General features: G+C 71.7%; 16 protein-coding genes. 10 read left to right on the plus strand and 6 right to left on the minus strand.

All coding sequences use genetic code 11. The annotated features are described in order from the left end of the window. The first annotated feature begins 137 nt into the window (after positions 1-137). From ACZ6ZQ_RS00495 to ACZ6ZQ_RS00525, 7 genes are all read left to right on the plus strand, one after another. Positions 138-578, plus strand: coding sequence for a hypothetical protein (locus ACZ6ZQ_RS00495; RefSeq protein WP_469766329.1), 441 nt, complete (start codon positions 138-140; stop codon positions 576-578). Positions 579-849: 271 nt separating this feature from the next. Beyond that, positions 850-1,212, plus strand: coding sequence for a hypothetical protein (locus tag ACZ6ZQ_RS00500; protein WP_469766330.1), 363 nt, complete (start codon positions 850-852; stop codon positions 1,210-1,212). A gap of 136 nt (positions 1,213-1,348) precedes the next feature. After that, positions 1,349-2,554: a PLP-dependent cysteine synthase family protein gene (locus ACZ6ZQ_RS00505; RefSeq protein WP_469766331.1), complete on the plus strand. Its 1,206-nt coding sequence runs from the start codon at positions 1,349-1,351 to the stop codon at positions 2,552-2,554. Between the two features lie 50 nt (positions 2,555-2,604). Then, positions 2,605-3,855 carry an MFS transporter gene (locus tag ACZ6ZQ_RS00510; protein WP_469766796.1) on the plus strand — a complete coding sequence of 417 codons (1,251 nt, stop codon included), beginning with the start codon at positions 2,605-2,607 and terminating at the stop codon, positions 3,853-3,855. Positions 3,856-4,125: 270 nt separating this feature from the next. Continuing rightward, positions 4,126-6,414, plus strand: coding sequence for a heavy metal translocating P-type ATPase (locus ACZ6ZQ_RS00515; RefSeq protein ID WP_469766332.1), 2,289 nt, complete (start codon positions 4,126-4,128; stop codon positions 6,412-6,414). Between the two features lie 154 nt (positions 6,415-6,568). After that, positions 6,569-7,027, plus strand: coding sequence for a DUF6153 family protein (locus ACZ6ZQ_RS00520; protein WP_469766333.1), 459 nt, complete (start codon positions 6,569-6,571; stop codon positions 7,025-7,027). A 93-nt stretch (positions 7,028-7,120) separates the two neighbouring features. Next, positions 7,121-7,750, plus strand: a complete 630-nt coding sequence (locus ACZ6ZQ_RS00525) for a DUF305 domain-containing protein (protein WP_469766334.1) — start codon at positions 7,121-7,123, stop codon at positions 7,748-7,750. Positions 7,751-7,819: 69 nt separating this feature from the next. Here ACZ6ZQ_RS00525 and ACZ6ZQ_RS00530 read toward each other — a convergent pair whose 3' ends face one another. The 3 genes from ACZ6ZQ_RS00530 to htpX form a co-directional block, all read right to left on the minus strand. Continuing rightward, positions 7,820-8,773 (minus strand): threonine/serine dehydratase, encoded by a 954-nt coding sequence (locus tag ACZ6ZQ_RS00530; RefSeq protein WP_469766335.1) that lies wholly within the window; start codon positions 8,771-8,773, stop codon positions 7,820-7,822. Positions 8,774-8,937: 164 nt separating this feature from the next. Beyond that, positions 8,938-9,555: a PspA-associated protein PspAB gene (pspAB, locus tag ACZ6ZQ_RS00535; RefSeq protein WP_469766336.1), complete on the minus strand. Its 618-nt coding sequence runs from the start codon at positions 9,553-9,555 to the stop codon at positions 8,938-8,940. A 30-nt stretch (positions 9,556-9,585) separates the two neighbouring features. Beyond that, the gene (htpX, locus tag ACZ6ZQ_RS00540) at positions 9,586-10,500 is read right to left on the minus strand and encodes a zinc metalloprotease HtpX (RefSeq protein WP_469766337.1); all 915 of its coding nucleotides are present in this window, start codon (positions 10,498-10,500) and stop codon (positions 9,586-9,588) included. A gap of 1,044 nt (positions 10,501-11,544) precedes the next feature. On the opposite strand from htpX, the gene ACZ6ZQ_RS00545 reads away from it, so the two are divergent. The 3 genes from ACZ6ZQ_RS00545 to ACZ6ZQ_RS00555 all read left to right on the plus strand — a co-directional run bounded on the left by ACZ6ZQ_RS00545 (position 11,545) and on the right by ACZ6ZQ_RS00555 (position 15,099). Beyond that, a complete protein-coding gene (locus ACZ6ZQ_RS00545) occupies positions 11,545-12,915 on the plus strand; it encodes an FAD-binding oxidoreductase (RefSeq protein ID WP_469766338.1) in 1,371 nt (456 codons plus the stop codon). A gap of 199 nt (positions 12,916-13,114) precedes the next feature. After that, complete coding sequence (locus tag ACZ6ZQ_RS00550) at positions 13,115-14,593, plus strand: AlkA N-terminal domain-containing protein (RefSeq protein ID WP_469766797.1); 1,479 nt, start codon at positions 13,115-13,117, stop codon at positions 14,591-14,593. An 11-nt stretch (positions 14,594-14,604) separates the two neighbouring features. After that, on the plus strand, positions 14,605-15,099 hold the full coding sequence (locus ACZ6ZQ_RS00555) for a methylated-DNA--[protein]-cysteine S-methyltransferase (protein ID WP_469766339.1): 495 nt from the start codon (positions 14,605-14,607) through the stop codon (positions 15,097-15,099). Positions 15,100-15,394: 295 nt separating this feature from the next. Here the strand turns inward: ACZ6ZQ_RS00555 and ACZ6ZQ_RS00560 are convergent, their stop codons facing one another. The 3 genes from ACZ6ZQ_RS00560 to ACZ6ZQ_RS00570 all read right to left on the minus strand — a co-directional run bounded on the left by ACZ6ZQ_RS00560 (position 15,395) and on the right by ACZ6ZQ_RS00570 (position 20,814). Next, positions 15,395-16,132 (minus strand): SIR2 family NAD-dependent protein deacylase, encoded by a 738-nt coding sequence (locus ACZ6ZQ_RS00560; protein ID WP_469766340.1) that lies wholly within the window; start codon positions 16,130-16,132, stop codon positions 15,395-15,397. A 63-nt stretch (positions 16,133-16,195) separates the two neighbouring features. After that, positions 16,196-16,687, minus strand: coding sequence for an NUDIX domain-containing protein (locus tag ACZ6ZQ_RS00565; RefSeq protein ID WP_469766341.1), 492 nt, complete (start codon positions 16,685-16,687; stop codon positions 16,196-16,198). Between the two features lie 80 nt (positions 16,688-16,767). Continuing rightward, positions 16,768-20,814, minus strand: coding sequence for an SAV_2336 N-terminal domain-related protein (locus ACZ6ZQ_RS00570; protein ID WP_469766342.1), 4,047 nt, complete (start codon positions 20,812-20,814; stop codon positions 16,768-16,770). Positions 20,815-20,818: the final 4 nt, after the last annotated feature.

The following is a 20,818-nucleotide window of genomic DNA, read 5'->3' on the forward strand; positions in this document are numbered from 1 at the left end:
CTTCGGCCCTCCGCCGATCCGCAGGCTGTGCTCTCAGTGCCATCCGTACCGGTGCCTGGCCTCGGTGTTCGATGCCGGCGCGGTGTTTGCGACCGGGGCGGCGTCGGGTCGTCAGGGCGAGGCGCTACGATCACGGCATGGTTACGGCCTGGTCGTCCTCCCGCATGTCGCGGGCCCGCACATCGGCGGGTCCGTCGCGCATGCTGTGGGTGGCCATGATGCTGTTCGCGTTCGTGTACGCGCACGGCGTGAGTGCCGAAGGCGTCACCGGCCATCTCGACGCAGGCGCGACCCTGCGCGCGGCGACTGCGATGGACGGCCACGCGATGGACAGCCACGCGGCCGAGGACGTGCCGGTGGACCACCACGGTGGTGGTCACGGCCCGTCCCATCCGGCTCAGGAGTGCGTGCCCGGCCAGCCGGAGCAGACCCCTGCTCTGGACGCCCCAGGCGCCTGTGCCTTCGTCGAGGAGGCCATTTCTCCGTCGGGCCCACCAGCTCCGGTCGCTTTCGGTGACGTGGCGTCGGCCAAGCAATTGCCGAGCACGTCGATAAGAGCCACAGTTCTGCAGGTCTAGGATGCGGTGTCTGCCCGCCGGCTCCCGACGCATTCCCGTCTGACACAGTTCCGGGACAGCCCGCCGCGGCTGTGCGCGATGTGGCCGGCCAGTTCGCCGCCACCTGCCTCGCCCCATGCGCAACCGCGCGATGCGAGGCGGATCTCTGCGGCGACGTCCTGACACTGCCCGCCCCGCCCGCCGTTTCGACGCACCGCATGGTGCGTGACGGCCCTCCTGCGGAGGAACTGTGCTCCCGCCGTCCCGCGTTCGCCCGCTCCCGGCTGCCTCTGTGCCGTGCCGGGCGCTCGCCCTGCTCCTGAGCGCGCTGCTCCTGATCGCGCTCGACTGTGCGCCGCTGCTGCACGGGTCCGGCCATGCTCACGGCTCGGCCCGTACGGTCCCGGGCGCCCCACGGAGTGTCGAGCCGGTGCCGTTTGCTGCGGTTCCTGCCGACTCCTCCTGCTCGCCGACCGGTTCGCAGATGGAGCTGACCGGACGTCAGCAGGTGCGTGCGCCGATCACCGCGGCGGCGAAGGCCGAAGCAACGGTGGCGCGCGCGGCGGCACCCGACGGGGCCCGGGTGCCGGGGGAGGCCCGGAGATCCGTGTCCGGCCGCAACGTGCTGTGCGCGCTCTGCCGGTGGCGGACGTAGGCCATGCCCTTCGAGCCGCAGCATGCCGCGGCCGCCGCTCCCTGCCACCGAGCCCTGGGGCCGTCCGCCCGGGACGGGGCGGCGTGCGAGAGATCAGCACCCGACGCGCCAATCACCGAAGGACGAGAGCCGACTGATGCACTCTCCCAACACCGCACGACATCTCACCAAGCTCGGCCACGCCGCCCTGACCGGTCTGGTCGGCAACACTCCCCTCCTGCACGTCGGCGAGCCCTTCGCCCCTGCAGGACGGGGCTTCTGGGCGAAGCTGGAAGGCTTCAACCCCGGCGGCATCAAGGACCGTCCCGGACTGCACATGGTCGGACGCGCCCGGGCCCGGGGGGATCTGAAGCCCGGAGGCAGGATCATCGAGTCCACCAGTGGAACCCTCGGCCTCGGCCTGGCCCTTGCGGGCATGGTCCACGGCCATCCGGTCACCCTGGTCACCGACCCGGGCCTGGAACGGTCCATGACCCGGCTGCTGACCGCCTACGGTGCCCAGGTCAACGTCGTCTCCGAGCCCCACCCCACCGGTGGCTGGCAGCAGGCACGACGGGACCGCGTCACCCAGCTGCTGCGGCAGCACCCCGGATCGTGGTGCCCGGACCAGTACAACAACCCGGACAACACCACCGCGTACACCCCGCTCGCCCTCGAACTCGCCGCGGAACTGGGCCACATCGACGCCTTGGTGTGCAGTGTCGGCACCGGTGGGCACTCCGCGGGCGTGTCCCGCGTTCTTCACCAGCTCTACCCCGACCTGCGGCTCGTGGGCGTGGACACCATCGGCTCCACGATCTTCGGCCAGCCAGCCCGCCCCCGCCTCATGCGCGGACTCGGGTCGAGCATCTATCCCCGTAACGTCGCCTACGACAACTTCACCGAGGTGCACTGGGTCGCCCCGGGTGAGGCGGTGTGGGCCTGCCGGCAGCTGGCCGCCTCGCACTACGCCACCGGCGGGTGGAGCGTCGGCGCGGTCGCCCTGGTCGCCGGATGGCTGGCGCGCGCTCTGCCCGAGGACACCCGGATCGCGGCGATCTTTCCCGACGGGCCGCAACGCTACCTGGCCACCGTGTACGACGACGACTACTGCGCCGCCCACGGCCTCCTCGACGCGCCGCCCGCGTCCGAGCCGGACGTGATCGGCTGCCTGGACGAGAAGGAAGTCACCCGCTGGACCCGGTGCACGAGCGTGGTCGACCCACTCGCCCCCGCCCGAGCCGCGGGCACGGACGAACCGGCCGCCGACGACAGGCACCCAGAGGCCGGTGCCGACGACGGGCACCCACAGGCCGGTGCCGACGACAGGCGCCCCGAGGCCGATACGGAGGAGGCCCGGTGAAGGCCGCCGTCACGCAGGTTCGTGGCTACCCGCGGAGTGTCCAGCTGTTGATGGTGAACCAGTTCACCATCAACCTCGGCTTCTACATGCTGATGCCCTATCTCGCCACGCACCTGGCCGGGCCCCTCGGGCTGGCCGGATGGCTCGTCGGGCTGATCCTCGGGGTACGCAACTTCAGCCAGCAGGGCATGTTCCTGGTCGGTGGCACACTGGCCGACCGGCTCGGCTACAAGCCGGTGATCATCACTGGGCTCGTGCTGCGCACCGCAGGCTTCGCGACCCTCGGTCTGGTCGACTCGGTGCCGGCTTTGATCGCCGCCTCCGCCGCCACGGGACTGGCCGGCGCGTTGTTCAACCCGGCCTCCCGCGCCTATCTGGCAGTGGATGCGGGGGAGCGCCGGGTGGAGGCCTTCGCGTTGTTCAACGTCTTCTACCAGGCCGGAATCCTGCTCGGCCCGCTGGTGGGCATGGTGCTGACCGGTGTCGACTTCCGCGTCACGTGTCTGACGGCGGCCGGCATCTTCGCGGTGCTGAGCCTCGTGCAGATCCGCGCCCTGCCGGCGCGGAAGGCCGACGACGAACAGGTGCGGGCGAACGGGCGGCGGGAGAGCGTGCTGTCGCAGTGGCGCGGCATCCTGGCCAACCGGCCGTTCCTGCTGTTCTCGCTCGCCATGATCGGCTCGTACGTGATGTCCTTCCAGGTCTATCTCGCCCTGCCGCTGGAAGTACGGCGCCTCGGCGGTGAGGGGAAGTTCGGCACGGCGGCGGTGGCGGTGCTGTTCGCTGTGTCGGGTCTGAGCACGATTCTCGGTCAGACGAGGGTGACCGCGTGGTGCAAGGCCCGAATGGAGCCGGGCCGCGCGCTCACCTGGGGCCTGCTGACGATGGGCGTCGCGTTCGTACCGCTGCTGATCGCCACGGCGATACCGGTACCGGACGGCGGGACCGGGCTGTGGCTGCTCGCAGCGGTGCCGCCCGCGCTGTCGGCGCTGCTGCTCGCCGCGGGGACGATGATCGCCTATCCGTTCGAGATGGACACCATCGTCCGCCTCTCCGGTGACCGCCTCGTCGCCACGCACTACGGCCTGTACAACACCATCTGCGGTGTCGGTATCACCCTGGGCAACCTCCTCACCGGGGTCGCACTGGATGCCGCCCGCAACGCCGGAGTGTCCGCGCTGCCGTGGATCGCCCTGCTCCTGCTGGGCCTCGCCTGCGCCGCCGCCCTGTACGGGCTCAACCGCACCGGTCGCCTCGCGGACCCGGCGCGCGCCGCCCGACCCCAGGCCGCCACGGCCTGACGCGACGGGCCGTCACAGGGCCGGGGCGGGTGGCCGTACGCCGCCCGCCCCGGCTCGGCCGCCTCGATCGAAACACCTGGGGTCGCTTGCGAAAAATACGGGGCGGGGGTATACATGATCGAGGATTACCGATACCCCCCTAGGGTATCGGTACCTACCTAGCCCACTCCGTGGGCACGGGCGGCCCGAGGCCTGTCCGGAACCCGCCGCCGGAACCCGTCCGCGGACCCGGCGCGGCCTGACCTTCTTCCACCAGTTCGAGGAGCAGTGATGACAGCCACGGTGCCCGGTACCGCTGAGGTCGAACTCGCCATCGGTGGCATGACCTGTGCCTCGTGCGCCGCCCGTGTCGAGAAGAAGCTCAACCGCATGGACGGGGTGGAGGCCACGGTCAACTACGCCACCGAGAAGGCCAGGGTCAGCTACCGCGGCGAGGACGTGTCCGTGGCGGACCTGATCGCCACCGTGGAGGCGACCGGCTACACCGCCGCACCTCCGGTGCCCCCTCGCGCGAGCGTTCCGGGGGGATCCGCCCGAACCGCAGAAACCGCAGCAGCGGCAGAAGCCGAAGGGGCGGATGAGCTGCGGCCGCTGCGGCACCGCCTGATCACTGCGGTGGCACTGTCCGTCCCCGTGATCGCGATGGCCATGGTGCCCGCGCTGCAGATCGAGTACTGGCAGTGGCTTTCGCTGACACTGGCCGCTCCGGTCGTGACCTACGCGGCCTGGCCCTTCCACCGGGCCGCTTTCACCAACGCCCGGCATGGCGCAGCGACCATGGACACGCTGATCTCGCTCGGTACGTCGGCCGCGTTCCTGTGGTCGCTGTGGGCGCTGTTCTTCGGGACCGCCGGGATGCCAGGCATGACGCACCCCTTCGAGCTGACGATCTCGCGCAGTGACGGTGCAGGGAACATCTATCTGGAGGCCGCCGCCGGCGTCACCGCGTTCATCCTGGCCGGGCGGTACTTCGAGGCCCGGTCCAAGCGCAAGGCCGGCGCCGCGCTGAAGGCGCTGCTGGAGCTGGGCGCGAAGGAGGTCACGGTCCTGCGCGACGGCCGCGAGCACCTGATCGCCACCGCCGATCTACGGGCCGGGGACCGTTTCCTGGTCCGGCCGGGCGAGAAGATCGCCACCGACGGCACCGTTGTCGAGGGTTCCTCCGCCGTGGATGCCTCCATGCTCACGGGCGAGTCCGTGCCGGTGGAGGTCGGCGTGGGTGACGCCGTCACCGGAGCCACCCTCAACGCCGGCGGACGGCTCGTCGTCGAGGCCACCCGGGTCGGCGCCGACACCCAGCTCGCCCGGATGGCCAAGCTGGTGGAGGACGCGCAGAACGGCAAGGCGTCGGCCCAGCGCCTCGCCGACCGCATCTCCGCCGTCTTCGTGCCGGTCGTCATCGGCCTCGCGCTCGGCACCCTCGGCTTCTGGCTGACCAACGGCGCAGGCCTGACGGCCGCGTTCACCGCCGCCGTCGCCGTACTGATCATCGCCTGCCCCTGCGCCCTGGGCCTGGCCACCCCGACGGCCCTCATGGTGGGCACCGGGCGCGGCGCCCAGCTCGGCATCCTCATCAAGGGCCCCGAGGTCCTGGAGAACACCCGCAAGGCCGACACGATCGTCCTCGACAAGACCGGCACCGTCACCACCGGCAGGATGACCCTCCTGAAGGTCCACGTCACCGATGCGACGGACGAGCGGGAAGTCCTGCGGCTGGCCGGTGCGTTGGAGCACTCCTCCGAGCACCCCGTCGCGCAGGCGGTGGCCAAGGGGGCGGCCGACCGCGTCGGAACGCTGCCCACGCCCGAGGACTTCGCGAACATCCCGGGCCTCGGCGTTCAGGGCGTCGTCGACGGCCACGCAGTCCTGGTGGGCCGCGAGAAGCTCCTGGCCGAGTGGGCCATGGCACTGCCCGTGGAGCTCGAGCGCGCCAAGGCGGAGGCGGAGGCCGCCGGGCGTACCGCCGTCGCGGTGGCGTGGGACGGCGAGGCGAGGGCGGTCCTGGAGGTCGCGGACGCGGTCAAGGAGACCAGCCCCGAAGCGATCCGCCGGCTGCGCGCCCTCGGCCTGACCCCGATCCTGCTCACCGGGGACAACAAGGCGGTCGCCGCCTCCGTCGCCGCCGAGGTGGGGATCGCACCCGACGACGTGATCGCCGAGGTCATGCCCCAGGACAAGGTCGACGTGATCAAGCGTCTCCAGGCGGAGGGCCGCAGCGTCGCCATGGTCGGCGACGGCGTCAACGACGCGGCGGCGCTCGCCCAGGCCGATCTGGGTCTGGCGATGGGTACCGGCACGGACGCGGCGATCGAGGCCGGCGACCTCACTCTCGTACGAGGAGACCTGCGAGCCGCCGCGGACGCCATCCGGCTCGCACGCCGCACGCTCGGCACGATCCGCTCGAACCTCTTCTGGGCCTTCGCCTACAACGTCGCCGCCCTGCCACTGGCCGCGGCCGGGCTCCTCAACCCGATGATCGCGGGCGCGGCGATGGCCTTCTCCTCGGTCTTCGTCGTCGGCAACAGCCTGCGCCTGCGCGGCTTCCACGCCGTCGGCTGATCAAGGAACACCGGCCGGGACGCGGACGCACGACGGTCACGGTCATGGACGGAACGCGATGACCCGCAGCCGTACGGCCCCGCGGCTCGGGTTATCGTCGGCAACAGGAACGGAGGTACGCGTGATGGTGCGGCAGTACACACGAGCGGTGGGCGTGGCAGCGCGTCTCCTGCTTGTCGTCGTGCTGGCACTCGGCGTGTTCGTCATGCACACCGTCGGTCACCCCAGTGAAGACCCCGGTACGGGGATGCTCTCCTCCTCGCACACGGCCGGCACGGGCGCCATGCCCGCGCACGGACACCACGCGGACGCCGTCACGGATACCGGCCCGCCCCCTGCCGTGGTGGCGACGGACCTGAATGCCGCCCCGGTACTGGCCGGCGGCGGCGCCCCCGCATCGCCGGACGGGCATGAGCCCGGCATGGCCATGGACATGGTCTCGCTGTGCGTGGCGGTCCTCGGCACCTGGGCGCTGGCCTTGCTGCTCCCCGTGGTGTTCGTGGGCCGACGCGAATGGCTTGCCCGGCTCGCCGCCGGGGTTCTCGCGGCCGTACGCGCCAACCCTCCGCCCAGAGCGCCCGACCTCGCACAACTCTCGATTCTGCGGATCTAGGCCGCTGATCCTTCGCGGGCGCGCCCTTTCCGGGCTGCCTGCGACGACGCCTGCCCATCCGCTCATTCAGAATCGATCACACGAGGTACAGACATGACCGTCTTCAAGCGCGCCTTCCACCGGCCACTGCACCGCCGCGTCGCGGCGGTGGGAGCCGTCGCCGCCGGGGCCCTGCTGCTCGCCGCCTGCGGCGGCGACAGCACACGACCTGCCGATTCCGCGCCGGAAGCCGGCGCATCGGCGGCGGCCGGCGCGTTCAACGACGCGGACACCGCGTTCGCCCAGGGGATGATCCCGCACCACCAGCAGGCCCTTGAGATGGCCGAGCTGGCCGACGGCCGCGCCTCCGACCAGGAGATCAAGACCCTGGCCGGGCAGATCGAGAAGGCGCAGGACCCCGAGATCAGGACCATGCGGTCCTGGCTCAAGTCCTGGGGAAAGCCGGAGTCGCCCGGCATGGATCACGGAGCGGGCCACGGTGACGGGGAGATGCCCGGGATGATGTCCGGGCAGGACATGGATGCGCTCATGGCCGCCAAGGGCACCGACTTCGACCGCAAGTTCGCCCAGATGATGATCGACCATCACAACGGCGCCATCGACATGGCGAAGGACGAGCAGAAGAACGGCCGCAACGCCGCCGCCAAGAAGCTCGCCGACGATGTCGTCAAGAACCAGTCGACCGAGGTCAAGCAGATGCAGAGCATCCTCGACCGCCTCTGATCCGCACCGTACGCACCGCTGTTCCGGGCCTCCGCGCGAGGCCCGGAACAGCGGCGTAGGCTGCTCGGATCAGTGCGTGAGATCGGACGGGTCGGTGTTGGCTCCGCACAGCACGATCGCGATCTTCTCCCCGGCCGTCGGTACGTACGCTCCGGACAGTACGGCGGCGAGCGCCGTGGCGGCGCCGTGCTCAACGGCGATCCTGCGGTCGTCCCACACAGCCTGCCGGGCACTGACGATGGCCTCGTCGGAGACGAGGACGGAGCGGACGTCGGCGCGTTGCGCCCACTGCAGCGCCATCAGTGAGGCACGGCGGGCGCCGAGCGAATCGGCCGCCACACTGTCCACGGTCACGTCCACGGGCTCCCCGGCCGCGATGGCGGCGTCGAGCGCGCGGCAGTTCTCGGGTTCGACCGCGACGACGCGGATGCCGTGCTCGTGTGCGGCCGTGGTGACGCCGGTGAACAGACCGCCCCCGCCGACCGCGACGACCACCGTGTCCAGTCCGGGCAGCCGGGCGTGGATCTCTTCGAGCAGGGTTCCGGCTCCGGCCGCGATCAACGGGTGGTCGTAGGCGTGGGACTGGAGCGCACCGGTCCGCTCGGCATGGGCCCGCGAAGCATCGAGCGCCACCGCGTACTCGAGGCCGACCTGGCGGACGTCGGCACCCAGCGCGGTCAGCCTGGCGGTCTTCACCGCAGGCGCGTTCTCCGGGAGGAAGACGGTCGCCTCGATGCCGTGCTCCCGAGCCGCCCAGGCGCAGGCGAGGCCCGCGTTGCCTCCGCTGGCGATCACGACTCCGGCGTCCGGCATGCTGCCGGCCTCGACATGCGCGGCGGTGAAGTTCAGTGCGCCGCGGGCCTTGAACGAACCGGTGTGCTGGGAGAATTCGTACGCGAGCCAGCCGTCCGCTGCACCGAGAGCACCGAGAGCACCGCGGTCCACGGGGCTCAGGGTGACCGGGCGGATGCGCCCGGCGATGCGTCCGGCGGCCGTCTTCACGTCGTCGTAGGCAATGGTCACGGCAGGCAGCTCCAACGGTTCGGTCTCACGGGGCAGGTCTCACCGGCATGTCCGGTTGCAGTCCATCATCGACGAGTCGGCGCAGAGGCTCAGGTGCGTGCCTCAGTACGTGATTCTGGTGCGTGGCTCAGGTACGTGGCTCAGGTACGTGGCGGGCTCAGGACTCAGCTGCTCCCGCCGCTGTGATCCGTCCCGCCGAGCCCCGGCGCGCCCCACACCGGGAACCAGCGGCCCAGGTCCGTCTCGATCCGCAGGTCGTCCGCGAGCAGCGCCCTGACCTGGAGTTCCAGGGCGTTGTCGCGCCTCTCGCCGGCTCTGGGAAGCGGTGCGAAGGGATAGAAGGTGCCGCGCTTGTAGAGATAGACCAGTGCCAGCACGCGTTCCCCCGCGGCCTCGCGGAAGCCGATCAGGGAGCAGAGCAGCTGCGGGCCGAAGCCGGCGTCCTGGAGGAGGGTGTTGACCGCGTGCAGGTCGTTGACCAGCGAAGCCGTGTCGTCGGCGGGATGGCGGGCGAGGAGCCAGGTGTAGCCGTAGGCGTCCTGGCTGAACTCGACGGGTACGCCGCCCCGGCCGGTGTCGGCGTCGAGCAGTTCCCGTACGTCCTCCTGGACCCCGGCGAAGGCGCCGCCCTCGACACTGGCGAAGCAGACCGATCCGATGCCGGTCGGAGTGAACCCGGCACCCGCCTGGAGGGTGATCGCGGCGGCGGGCAGGCCGAAGAGCTGGTCGAGGTCGGGGCGCACCGGCTTGCTGCGGCCGAGAATGGTGTCGAGGAGTCCCACGGGCAGAACCTCACGATCGGCTTGCGTTTCTCACCTGCGGCCGAGCTGCGCCGAGATCCTGCCGAGCTGGTCCAGGCGCTGCTCCAGCGTCGGGTGCGAGGAGAGCAGCCTGCTCAGGCTCTCCTTGGAGGAGAACGCGGGCGCGAACCAGAAGGCGTTGAACGGCTCCGCCTTGCGCAGGTCCTGCGTCGGGATCCTGGCCATCTGGCCGGTCACCTTGGTGAGCGCGGAGGCGAGCGCCGACGGACGGCCGGTCAGCAGCGCGGCGGCGCGGTCGGCGGACAGCTCGCGGTAGCGGGAGAGCAGCCGGGTCAGCAGGAAGCTGATCACGTAGACGACCGCGCTGACCAGGGGGATCACCAGCATCGCGATGGCGGTGTTGCTGTCGCGGGTGTTCCGGCCGAGCCCGCTGTAGAGCCAGACACGGATCATCACGCCCGCGAGGACGCCCAGGAACGAGGCGATGGTCATCACCACGACATCGCGGTGGGCGACATGCGACAGCTCGTGTGCGAGGACACCCTCCAGTTCCTCCGGCTCCAGACGACGGAGCAGGCCGGTGGTGGCGCAGACCAGCGCGGCGTTCTGGTTGCGGCCGGTGGCGAAGGCGTTCGGCACATCGCTGTCGGCGATCGCCACGCGAGGCTTGGGCATGTCGGCCAGTGCGCAGATGCGGTCCACGGCCCCGTGGAGCTCGGGCGCCTGCTCGGGGGTGACCTCTCGGGCCCCCATGCTGTAGGCCGCGATCCGGTCGCTGAACCAGAACTGCGCGATGAACAGAACGCCCGCGATCACCAGGATGATGGGCCATGAATCCCGGAGGACGGCCAGCAGGACGCCGACGAAGACGACATAGAGCAGGCCGATCAGGAACATCGTCGTCACCATGCGGGTGGTGAGTCCCCGATCCGGGGCGTAGCGCGAATAAGACCGGGTCCCTGGCATCTGATCAGCCTCCAGGCGGAGCTCTGTCGCCGTGCTCCTCTCCTTCGATTGTGCACCTTTCATGCATATATCAGGCCACCCTCGATCCCTCCCACCGCGCCGACCCGTACCTGCTCCACGCCGAGCTGCGCAAGACAACCGTGGTGCGCGAGGAGGGCGGGAGCCATGGGTCCGGTCCGGCACGGCCCGCGTCGACATCGTCGACGACTTCGCCCATCCGTTCCCGGTCACGGTGATCTGCAGACTGCTGGGAGTACCCCGCGAGGACGAACCGCGATTCCAGGCACTGTCCGACGCGAACTGCGCCGCGGCGACGAACCCGATCCGGCCGCCCGGGTGGTCGAGCCCCACTGGCCCGTCTCGAGACGCGGTTGAGGGATTCGTCGGGAGCCGGATCCCCGGGCGGACAGCGGCAGAGGCTCACCCCTCGTTCGTGCGCCCGTGGCCGCTTACGCGACCGCCTGTCACCGTTGCCTCAGCCGTGTAGAGAAGTCGTGCCATCTCGGACTCCGTTTCGGACCTGCAGATTGCCCCGGCCCAAGGCTGGGACCTTTCCAATGTCTGGATCGCAACCGATGAGCCCATCGGGACCGAGCACACGAGTGTCAGCAGTGCTGACGCCAGAAGCAGCTCGGCCGACATGGCAAGCCGGGCCCTCGGCCCCTGCTGCCGGCCGCCTAGGTCCTGTCCGGGCGATCTTCGAGGAACAGGCCGCGGCGTCAGATGCGGTACATCGCAAGGCGGAGGATCGACCTCGTACTGGACGTACTTGGGCGACTCCGACAACACAGCGAGGTGCCGCAGCTGTCGTCGCGGCCCCGACAAGATCGCCCGGACAGGACCGAGGGCCGCCTGTGTGACCTGCAAGGGCGGTCAGGTTGAGGCCTCGCTTCATCGGCGTAACCTGGAACCAGGCCAGGCGGCAGGCGTGCCGCAGAGGGTGTCGGGGTGTCGAGCCGGTGGGGGCTTGGGCCGTACCCGCTGCCGCGGAGCGGCTCGTTTTCCGAGCGGGATTCCAGGAGTGGTGCACGAGGAGCGGTGGCCATGGGCAAGCCCTCGGTCGAACAGTTGCGGGAACGCGTGCGCGGGGCGGTCATCACCCCCGAAAGCGACACCTACGACGAGGCACGCAAGATCCACAATGCCATGATCGACCGGCGCCCGGCGGTCGTCGTGCGGTGCGTCAACGCCGGAGACGTCATGGCCGTGGTCGACTTCGCGCGAGAGGCGGGGCTCGACCTGGCGGTGCGCGGTGGCGGGCACAGCGTGCCGGGCTTCGGTACCTGCGACGACGGTGTGGTTGCCGACCTGTCCGGTATGCGAGGCGTCCGTGTTGATCCCGGGCGACGGACGGCGCGCGCGGAGGGTGGAGCGACCTGGGGCGACTTCAACGCGGCGACTTATGCGTTCGGCCTTGCCACCACCGGCGGAATCATCTCCACGACCGGCATCGGCGGGCTGACCCTCGGCGGCGGCATCGGTTACCTGGCCCGGGGTCTCGGCCTGAGTTGCGACAACCTGGTCTCGGCCGATGTGGTCACCGCGGACGGCCGGTTCCTCGTCGCGAGCGAGAAGGAGCACGACGACCTGTTCTGGGCCATCCGCGGCGGCGGCGGCAACTTCGGCGTGGTGACCTCCTTCGAGTTCCGGCTGGGTCCGGTCAAGGACGTCTACGGCGGACCGATCCTCTACGAACTGGACGACGCCGGCACCGTTCTGCGCGCGTTCCGCGAACTCATTGCCGACGCACCGGAGGAACTCGGCGGGTTCCCCGGCTTCCAGATCGCGCCGCCCCTGCCGTTCATCCCGGAGAACCGGCACGGCGACCGGTTCGCCTTGGTCGTGGCGTGCTGGGCCGGACCCCTCGATCAAGGAGAGCGCGCCGTCAAGGTGTTCCGTGACATGGCACCGGTGGTGGCCGAGCACGTCGGCCCCATGCCGTATCCCGCGCTCAACAGCGCGTTCGACGCGCTCTACCCTCCTGGCCTGCAGCACTACTGGAAGGCCAACTTCGTGACCGAGCTGAGTGACGAGGCGATCGCGGCACATCTCGAGCACGGGCCGCGTGTGCCCGTCGTCAATTCGACGGCCCACATCTACCCCATCAACGGCGCCTGCCACCGTGTGGCACCGGAAGCGACGGCCTTCGCCTACAGGAACGCCACGTTCGCCACCGTCATCGCGGGCATGTGGCCCGATCCTGCGGACAACGAGGCCAACATCGCCTGGGTGCGCGACTATTACGCGGCGACCGCAGCGCACTCGGAGGAAGGCGGCTACATCAACTTCATGGCCGACGACGACCAGGACCGGATCAGGGCCAACTACAGGACCAATTACGACCGCCTCGTCGAGATCAAGCGGGTGTACGACCCGGGCAACCTGTTCCATGTGAACCAGAACATCAAGCCGTAGCCGCGCGCAGCTTGTGTCGGCGGCGGGATGCCAGGGGATGCCAAGTGCGATGCCGAGCCTGCCCTGGCGGGATGCCGACACTGCTCTGGCGGGATTCCGGGGCTGCCCTGGCCTCGCCGCGTTGATGTCGTTTTTCCGCCAGCGACGTCCGCTCCCGGTCCCCGATGCTTGAGCCATGCATCCCGCCGTGCACACCGCCATGCACACCGACACCGAGCGCTGCGTACGGGCCGTCCGGTCCAAGGACGCCCGCTTCGACGGCTGGTTCTTCACCGCGGTCCTGACGACCCGGATCTACTGCCGCCCCAGCTGCCCCGCCGTACCGCCCAAGGCCGAGAACATGACCTTCTACCCGAGCGCGGCCGCCTGCCAGCAGGCCGGGTTCCGGGCGTGCAAGCGGTGCCGCCCAGACACCAGCCCCGGGTCCCCGGAGTGGAACGCCCGCGCCGACTCCGTCGCCCGCGCCATGCGGCTCATCCAGGACGGCGTCGTCGACCGCGAGGGCGTACCCGGACTGGCCGCCCGGCTCGGCTACTCCACCCGGCAGATCGAGCGCCAGCTGCTCGCCGAGGTCGGCGCGGGCCCGCTCGCCCTGGCCCGGGCGCAGCGCGCCCAGACCGCCCGGCTGCTCATCGAGACGACCGCGCTGCCGATGGCCGAGGTCGCCTTCGCCGCCGGCTTCTCCTCCATCCGGACGTTCAACGACACCGTCCGCGAGGTCTTCGCGCTCCCGCCGAGCGACCTGCGCACCCGCGCGGCAGGCCGCGGCAAGGAGCCGGTCGGTGCGACCCCCGGCGTGCTCGCGCTGCGTCTGCCCTTCCGGGCGCCCCTCAACCCGGACAACCTCTTCGGGCATCTTGCCGCGACCGCCGTCCCCGGCGTGGAGGAGTGGCGCGACGGCGCCTACCGTCGCACGCTCACACTTCCGCACGGCCACGGCATCGTGTCCCTCGCTCCCCGACCCGACCACATCGCCTGCCGGCTGTCCCTCACCGACCACCGCGACCTGACGTTCGCCATCAGCGTCTGCCGCCGGATGCTCGACCTCGACGCCGATCCCGTCGCCATCGACGACCAGCTCCGCACCGACCCGCTGCTCGCGCCGCTCGTCGACAAGGCGCCGGGCAGGCGGGTGCCGCGCACCATCGACGTGGCGGAGTTCGCGGTGCGGGCCGTCCTCGGCCAGCAGGTCTCCACGGCGGCCGCCCGCACCCACGCCGCCAGGCTGGTCACCGCCCACGGCACCCCGGTCGACGACCCCGAGGGCGGCCTCACCCATCTGTTCCCGGCCCCCGAGGCACTCGCCGGAATCGACCCGGAGACCCTCGCCTTCCCCCGCAGCCGCCGCACCACCCTCACCACACTGCTCGGCGCTCTCGCCGACGGCACGCTCCGGCTCGGCGCCGGCAGCGACTGGAGCGAGGCCCGCGCCCAGCTCTCCGCACTGCCCGGCTTCGGCCCCTGGACCGTCGAGGTCATCGCGATGCGCGGGCTCGGTGACCCGGACGCGTTCCTCCCCACCGACCTCGGCATCCGCCGTGCCGCCGAGGACCTCGGCCTGCCGTCGACCCCCGCGGCGCTCACCGCCCGCGCCGCTGCCTGGCGGCCCTGGCGCGCCTACGCCGTCCAGTACCTGTGGGCCACCGGCGACCACCCCATCAACCGCCTGCCCGCCTGAGGACCGTGATCATGACGAGAAACCACACCGTCGTCGACAGCCCGTACGGACCGCTCACCCTCGTCGCCACCGACTCCGTCCTGAGCGGCCTCTACATGACCGAACAGCGCCACCGCCCCGCCGAGGAGACCTTCGGCGAACCCGACCCCCGCCCCTTCGGCGAAGTGATCCACCAGCTCGACGCCTACTTCGCGGGCGAGCTGAAGCACTTCGACCTGCCCCTGCACCTCGCGGGCACACCGTTCCAGCGCAGTGTCTGGGAGCAGCTGTGCCTGATCCCGTACGGCGAGACCCGTACGTACGGGGATCTCGCCGACGCGCTCGGCAACCCCGGCGCCTCACGCGCGGTCGGCCTCGCCAACGGCAAGAACCCCATCGGGATCATCGTGCCCTGCCATCGCGTCATCGGCTCCACGGGCAGCCTGACCGGCTACGGAGGCGGCCTCGACCGCAAGCAGCGCCTGCTGGCCTTCGAGAGCGGAGCGCCGGAGGGCGCGCTGTTCTAAGGGCTGTCCCGCAATACCCGGCGGACCAGCGCGCGGCGTCAGATGCATGGGGTCTCCCCGGGCCCGGAGGGCCGAGAGGACGCATCGCAAGGCGGAGGGTCGCCCCAATACTGGATGTATCGGGATGATTCGACAACGCAGCGAGGTGCCGTAGCTGTCGTCGTGCGCCCGGTGGGTACTGCGGGACAGCCCTTAGGGTCTGTCCGCCCTTCGGGCGTGTCCTCGATCGCCGGACGCTGCTCATGCCGAGCCCCACCGGCGCGACTGAGGCGCGGGGCCCGGGGCAGAGCCCCGGTCACGGGAAGGGGCCGTCGCCGATCCGCTCCAGCAGCGCCGGAAGCGCCGTACCGATCGGCTCGCGGATGATCTCGGCCGCGACCTCGTCGTACGGCGTCGGCTCGGCGTTCACGACGATGAGCCGGGCGCCGTTCTCCGAGGCGATCCCCGCGAGCGAGGCGGCGGGCTGGACCTGGAGGCTGGAGCCCACCGCGATGAAGACCTCGCACGCCTTCGCGATGCCCATCGCCTCGCCCAGCACCACCGGGTCGAGCCGCTGCCCGAACATCACCGTCGCCGACTTGAGAATCCCGCCGCAGACCCGGCACGGCGGGTCCTCCTCACCCTCGGCGACCCGCACGAGCGTGTCCTTCATGGGCGAGCGCACATGGCAGCGCGTGCACTCCACCTGGCGTGCGGTGCCGTGGAGTTCGAGGACCTTGCGCTCGGGCATTCCGGCCAGCTGGTGCAGCCCGTCGACGTTCTGCGTGATCACCCGCACCGCCACGCCGTTCCGCTCGCGCTCCAGCCCGGCGATCGCCCGGTGCGCCGCGTTCGGCTCGGCGCGCAGCGTCGGCGCGTCCCGTCGCATCCGCCAGGCCCGTCGACGGATCTCCGGATCGGCCATGTAGTAGTCGTACGTGACGAGCTTCTCGGCCTCCGGATCGCGCCGCCACAGCCCGTTCGGCCCGCGGTAGTCGGGAATGCCGGAGTCCGTGGAGATACCGGCGCCGCTGAGAATCGCGACGAGAGTCATACGGCGAGCGTACGCAGCGGCGCGGCGCGTCGGCGAACGGATTACCGGGTCGCAGCCCGGACCTCAGCCCGCCGGACGCCCGTCCACCAGCTCGACCGGACCCGTGCCCTCCGTCAGCGCGTCCAGCGCCGCCAGGACGCGGAGGCCCAGCGCATCGAGCAGATAGGTCGTGATCTCGTCGCGCGCCACCAGCTTCCAGGAGATCAGCTCCTCCTCCTGGAGCCGGATGTCCCTGAACCGCTCCCCGCTGAGCACCCCGCCGTCGTACACGTACGCGACGATCGGGGGCCGTGCCGCCCCCCGCACCCAGTCGACCGCGAGCAGCCGCCCGGGCTCGACGTCCAGCCCGATCTCCTCCAGCGTCTCCCGCCGGGCAGCCTCACGCGGCGTCTCTCCGGCTTCGGACTCGATCGTCCCGCCCGGAAGCGCCCACCCCTCGCGGTAGTTGGGCTCGACGAGCAGCACCCGCCCATCGGCGTCCCGGAAGAGAGTGGCGGCACCGGCGAGGACGCGGGGCAGGGACGCGATGTACGCGGAGTATTCGTTGGTGGTCACGGCGGAAGCGTAATCGGCCTGCGGATCATGCGTGTCACACCGGACACACACGAACGTCACCGGACATTCCCGGACACCCGTCAGCCCCCGCCCTTCGGGGAAGCGGGCGGCCGTTTCCGGCCGCCGAGCCGCTGCCGTGCCGCGGCGGCGTTGGCTGCCGCGGCCACCGTGTCGGGATGTGCGGCGCCCAGGTTCCGGGTCCAGCCGTGCGCCACCGCGTCGTACAGCTCGGCGGCCTCGGCCCAGCGCTCCATGCGGGCCGTGACGAGCGCCAGTTCATGCAACGTGACCAGGGTGTCGGCATGCAGTGCGCCCAGCTCGTCCGCGCGGGCCCGACAGGTGTCGCGCGCCACCTTGTACGCCTCCGTGAGGCGGCCCATGGAAGCCAGTGTGGAGGCCACGTTGTGGCGGCACCGCATGGTGTCCTCATGGGTCGCACCCTGCAACCGCTCGCGCTTGGACAGCACTTCGAGGTAAAGGGTCAGCGCCTCGCTGTGCCGGCGCAGCAGACCGAGCGAGAAGGCGGCCTGCTGGCGGGCGTCGAGGGTGCGGGGGTGGTCCGGGCCCAGCACGCGTGACCGGTCCCGGGCCACCTGCCGGTACTCCTCCAGGGCCTCGGCGTTCCGGCCCAGCGAGAGAAGGGCGAAGGCCCGTTCATAGCGGGAGCTGAGCGTGGCCTCGTGCTCGGGGCCGAGTACCGCCTCGCGGGCGGTGACGACATCGCTGAGCACGCGCAGCGCGAGCTCGGGGCGGCCGTCCCGCAGCAGCGTCACACCGTAGGCGTGCCGCTCGTCGTGGTCCCAGCCCCGGGCCGGCGAGGTGCGCGGGGGAGCGGGGCTGAAGGCGACCGGCGCGGCCGTGGTGGAGCGGAGCCGGGCGTACGGAGAGCCGAGCTCGATCATGTACGAAGGGGCGAGCAGATCGAGCAGTGCGCTGCGCCCCTGCTGCGAGACGATCACATGGACGCCCTCGCACCTGCTGAGGGCCGCTGCCTCGTCGGCAAGTGCGAAGAAGGACTCCTCGGTGCCGGCGATCCGGTCCAGGTCACCGAGGACGACCAGGAGCCGGGGAAGGCCCGCCGCTTCGGAACCCGTACGCCTGCCACGCTCCTTGAGCAGCAGTCCGGTCAGTTCGCGCAGTCGCACGGGCAGGCCGCCGACGGCCTCGCACCAGACGACGTGCGGCAGCGCGGAGAGCGCCGAGCGGCGCAGCGTGCCGCTGTAGTCGGCGCAGACGACGGTCAGGGCGTCGGCGGAGTGGGCAGCGGCGAGATCCAGGACGACGGCGGTGAGCAGGTCGTGCCGACCGGCGTCGGTGCCGCCCCGGATCAGACCGTGCGGGCCGAGACCGCCCTGATCCGGCGCGTTGATGTCCAGGGACACCCGCCGTCCGTCGCCGTCAGCGCCCAGCGGTACGGCGTCCAGGACGACGGCCGGCCGGCTGTCCGGGTCGAACGCCCACAGCAGTTCGTCCGCGGTGGGACGGGCCGAGGGGTCCTCCGCGAGGCAGTTCACGAGCAGCAAGGAGACCTCGGCGGGCACACCGGCGACCTGTGGGGGCAGCTCGAGGGAGAAGAAGGACGCATCCGGCTCGCCCGTCAGTGCCGCCAGCAGGATCGATCCCACCGCGAACATGTCGGTCGCCGGGGTCGGTGCGTCCGGGTCGTCGACGAGCTCCGGCGCCTCGTACGCGACCTGCTGGCGGAACGCCTCGCGGTGGCTGCTGTGCGCACCGTCGACCGACGCGGTCATCCAGCCCGTGACCCGTACGTCCTCCCCGGCGATCAGCACCGAGTCGGGGCGCAGGGTGCCGTGGACGAGGCCCTCGCGGTGGGCCTCGCCCGTCGCGGCCGCGAACTGGCGGCCGACGGAGAGGAATTGCGCCGGGGAGAGGGCGCCGTGGCCGGTGCGGTAGGTTCGGAGGGTGGGGGCCGGCTCCCCGGTCGCGGGGTCCACCAGGCACTCGGTGGCCAGCCACCCCGGCTCGCTCCGGGTGCTCATACCGAGGAGACGAGGCGCGTGTTCGGCGCCGAGCCGGGCCAGCGCCTCGGCCTCGGTGGTCAGCAGGTCGTACGCGGTCGAACGGTCCACCAGTTCCGGGATGCGGATCATCGCGTACGAGGCGTGGTCGTCGGCGGTCCCGAGGTAGACGCCGATCCTCGGCCGGCCGCCCAGTCTGCGGGCCACCAGCCGGTACGGCCCGACGGACCGTGATCCCTCCGACGGCTGGAGCGAGACCCAGTCGGAGCCGGGCCGGTCGACGAACGCAGGCAGAGACGAGCGCGGTTCCGGCGCCCCCGACTCCGCCTCCCGGTCCGTCCCCGATACCGCCTCCCGGTCCGTCCCCGCCTCCGCCTCCCGGTCCGTCCCCGTGTCCGTCCCCGCCTCCGACTCCGGCTCCGTGTGCGGCTCCGTCCCCGACAGGCCGGACTCCGGCGCGGAGGCATCCCCGGACACCTCCGCCTCCGCGGGGCCGGACACCTGCGGCCAGGGCGACGCAACCGTCGGGCCGTCCGTGGGCGCCGGCATCCCCAGCCGCCGCAGCAGCCGGTCGTCCACCCAGCCGAACGGCCGGGCACCGTCCGCCACTCCGTCCCGGCCCGAAGGGTGCGGCAGCCAGGCCGGGAAGCCCACCGTCCGGTCGGTGAGTTCGGCCATGCGCGTGGTGACCGCGCGGGTGGTGCGGACCAGTTCGGCGGGCGGCACCGTGTCCAGCAGGATGCGGCGGGCGTCCTCCGCGAAGTCGAAGCCGCGGTGCTGCGGCAGCAACTCCCGCTCCGGCCCGTCCGCACCGCGCATCAGACCGCCGAGGAACACCTCCGCCAGATGCCCCGTGTCGACCTCGGGGCCGAGCGCGTCCTGGACCAGCCGCATCGCCGGCACCGACACCGGCGCGACCGCCGCGAGATGGGCGGCGAGCCGGTACGCCTGAGGGGATGCCGCGTTCCGGAAGCGCAGCAGGGCGTCATCGCCGCCCGTACGCGTGACGGCGTAGGCGCGGGGCGGGGTACGCGGAGCCAGCAGCGGCAGCACCATCGAGGTACCGGACGAGCCGACCAGCCGCGCCCAGTCGCCCACCGACTCCGGGGTGGGCGCGAGCACCGGCACCGGAACGCCTCGGTAGGGGGCGAGTTCGGGCGGCAGCACCGGGTCGGCGACCCGCCACGTCCGGTTGGCCGCACCGCGCCGGCGCGTGGTCACCCGCCAGGGCTCGGCACGGATGCCGGACCCGTCCCACAGCCGCTCGGGCAGTGCGTGGAGCACGGCCGTCGGGCCGTTGCGGGCCGCCCGCTCCAGGACCTGGTGCATCCGGCCGTCCCGCCAGGCCGGACCGACGCCGTCGCTGACGACGAGCAGCAGGGTGTGGCCTCCCGCATCCGCGATGGCGTTCACCGGGAGGGCAGCGATGTCCTGCGCGAACGGATGGTGCCGCAGTACCGGTGCGTCGGAGCCCCGGCTGTCCAGCGCGTACACCCGTACGTCACGGAACGCGCCGCTGCGCTCCATCAGCGTCCGCGTCTCCGCCGCGAGCCGCTGCCACAGCAGCATCGACACCCCGTCGTCCACGAGCAGAACGAGATCGAGCCAGCGGGTCCTGGCCGGGCGCAGCACCACGTCCGGCAGACCGGTCTCGGCGATGGCGGTGACCGTGGCGGGCTCGTCCAGCTCCCAGGCATGGCGGTCGGGCCGCAGCTGCTTGAGCGGGCGCAGCGCGCGGCCGATCCGCAGCTCGGCGGAGGCAAGGGCCCTGGCCTCCGGGGCGCGTACGGGCAGGGCGGGGCGGGAGACGGGGGCGTCCGCCGCGCGGGGCGTCGGGGGTCCGTGCAGTTCGGCGCCACGACCTGCGCCCGTGCGCCCCGACGGGGCACCGGTGCTGTCGCCCGCGCCCCGGACCGACGGTGTCGCTCCGCTCGGGAACGCGTCGGTGGAGGGCTCTTCCTGGTGAAGGTGGGCCGTCGGCCCGGACTCCCCGGTGTCCGGCGCCTGGTGCGCCGACGGCGCGGCGGCGGCGAGGGCCGTCGCCGCGCCCGGCGGCAGCCGTCCCGCCAGCCACACCGCGTCCAGCAGCTCCTCGTTCGACAGCTCGACGCCGCCGTCGCCGAGGACCCGCCGCAGCTCCTGCCACACTTCG

It is taken from the genome of Streptomyces sp. NPDC053673 (assembly GCF_055585225.1).

Excerpts from the sequence above, each read along its gene's own strand:
- ACZ6ZQ_RS00495 (WP_469766329.1), top strand. The coding sequence starts at position 138 with ATGGTTACGGCCTGGTCGTCCTCCCGCATGTCGCGGGCCCGCACATCG.
- ACZ6ZQ_RS00505 (WP_469766331.1), top strand. The coding sequence starts at position 1,349 with ATGCACTCTCCCAACACCGCACGACATCTCACCAAGCTCGGCCACGCC.
- ACZ6ZQ_RS00510 (WP_469766796.1), top strand. The coding sequence starts at position 2,605 with ATGGTGAACCAGTTCACCATCAACCTCGGCTTCTACATGCTGATGCCC.
- ACZ6ZQ_RS00515 (WP_469766332.1), top strand. The coding sequence starts at position 4,126 with ATGACAGCCACGGTGCCCGGTACCGCTGAGGTCGAACTCGCCATCGGT.
- ACZ6ZQ_RS00525 (WP_469766334.1), top strand. The coding sequence starts at position 7,121 with ATGACCGTCTTCAAGCGCGCCTTCCACCGGCCACTGCACCGCCGCGTC.
- htpX (WP_469766337.1), bottom strand. The coding sequence starts at position 10,500 with ATGCCAGGGACCCGGTCTTATTCGCGCTACGCCCCGGATCGGGGACTC.
- ACZ6ZQ_RS00545 (WP_469766338.1), top strand. The coding sequence starts at position 11,545 with ATGGGCAAGCCCTCGGTCGAACAGTTGCGGGAACGCGTGCGCGGGGCG.
- ACZ6ZQ_RS00550 (WP_469766797.1), top strand. The coding sequence starts at position 13,115 with ATGCACACCGACACCGAGCGCTGCGTACGGGCCGTCCGGTCCAAGGAC.
- ACZ6ZQ_RS00555 (WP_469766339.1), top strand. The coding sequence starts at position 14,605 with ATGACGAGAAACCACACCGTCGTCGACAGCCCGTACGGACCGCTCACC.
- ACZ6ZQ_RS00560 (WP_469766340.1), bottom strand. The coding sequence starts at position 16,132 with ATGACTCTCGTCGCGATTCTCAGCGGCGCCGGTATCTCCACGGACTCC.